The following is a 1,691-nucleotide window of genomic DNA, read 5'->3' on the forward strand; positions in this document are numbered from 1 at the left end:
CCGCCGATCTCGGAGTCGAACATCCGGCCGAGGCCGGTCTCCCCCCAGCCGCCGCCCTGGCCGCCCCCGCCGCCTCCGCCGACGCTGCCGGTCTCCTCGCCGTTGATCCGGCCGAGACCGTTGTAACCGAAGGTGAGCTCCAGGAAGGAGTTGTTCTGCGATCCGCCGATGTACGGACGCGAGGAGGCGGGCCACAGCTCCACGAGCGCCACCCACCAGCCGCCGGCGACGACCATGGCGAGGGCGGACAGAGCGAGCTGTCCGAACCGCTTCCGTACGGACACCGGGGCGCACACCGCGTACAGCAGCGCCAGCGGCGGCAGGATCAGGAACGCCTGCAGGGTCTTGGACAGGAACGCGAGCCCCATCGCGACCCCCGCCCACACCAGCCACTTCGTCCGGCCGCCCTCCAGGGCGCGCAGCAGGCAGTAGACGGTCACCGTCATCAGCAGGGCGAGCAGGGCGTCCGGGTTGTTGAAGCGGAACATCAGCGCAGCGACCGGAGTCAGCGCGAAGACGGCCATGGTGATCAGCCCGGCCCCCGCACTGAAGCGGCGGCGCACGCCGGCGTACAGGACCCCGGCGGTCGTGACGCCCATCAGCACCTGCGGGGCCAGGATCGCCCAGGAGCTCAGCCCGAAGACGCGCACCGAGAGGGCCATCGGCCAGAGCGTGGCCGGGGGCTTGTCGACGGTGATGGCGTTGGCGGCGTCCAGCGAGCCGAAGAAGAAGGCCTTCCAGCTCTGGCTTCCGGCCTGGACGGCCGCGGAGTAGAAGGAGTTGGCGTAACCGGAGGCGCCGAGGTCCCACAGGTAGGCCAGTGCGATGACCAGGAGCAGGCCGAGGAAGGCGGGCCGTGCCCAGCGCGGGTCCTCGGGCCTGCCCCGCCACACGCGCTGCGGCAGTGAGGGGGCCGGGCGGCCGTGGCCGGATGTCCGGTGCGGTACCGCGAGGCGGTCGGGATGGGTGGCGGTCATCGCGCGTCCCTCGGTGCGTGGGCGGCCCCCGGCCGGTCGCCGGGGTGGTCGGTGCGCCGGTCGGGGAAGACCCAGGCGCGGAAGAGCAGGAACCGCAGCACCGTCGCCGCGAGGTTGGCGGCGATCAGCACGGCGAGTTCCGTGCCGTGCGACGGCGACCCGGAGGCCGTGTCCAGGGCCGCGAGCGAACCGCTGGTGAGCGCCAGGCCGATGGCGAAGACGACCAGCCCCTGCGCCTGGTGCCGTACGGACCCGCCCCGCCCGCGTACGCCGAAGGTGAGCCTCCGGTTGGCCGCCGTGTTGGCGACGGCGGAGACCAGGAGGGCCGCGCCGTTGGCGATCTGCGGGCCGGCTCCCAGCCGGAAGAGGGAGTACAGGGCGAGGTAGACGAGCGTGGAGAGCGCACCGACCACACAGAAGCCGACCAGTTGCCGGGCGAGCCCGCCGGGCACCCCCGGTACGGCCCGGTCGCGCGGGTCGTCCCCGAAGGGCCGCGCCAGGCGGTCCAGCGGCAGGGCACCGGTGGCCAGCGCCCTGCCCACCCGCCAGACGCCCTTGAGGTCGTCCGTCGCGGTCCGCACGAGGTGCACGGTGGAGTCGGGGTCGTCGACCCAGTCGACCGGTACCTCGTGGATGCGCAGCCCGGCCCGCTCCGCGAGCACCAGCATCTCCGTGTCGAAGAACCAGCCGGTGTCCTCGACCATCGGCAGGAGC

At 73.2% G+C, this 1,691-nt stretch carries 2 protein-coding genes; both read right to left on the reverse strand.

The genetic code is table 11. The features are described from left to right. A partial coding sequence (locus tag IH13_RS0100700; RefSeq protein ID WP_031080081.1) for an ArnT family glycosyltransferase occupies positions 1-977 on the reverse strand: 977 nt, incomplete at its 3' end. Further along, positions 974-1,691, reverse strand: a 718-nt coding sequence (locus tag IH13_RS0100705) for a GtrA family protein (RefSeq protein ID WP_031080083.1), incomplete at its 5' end; no start/stop codon positions are given. The genes IH13_RS0100700 and IH13_RS0100705, both read right to left, overlap by 4 nt.

The sequence above is a fragment of the Streptomyces sp. NRRL WC-3549 genome, assembly GCF_000721935.1.
Classification (GTDB): Bacteria; Actinomycetota; Actinomycetes; order Streptomycetales; family Streptomycetaceae; genus Streptomyces.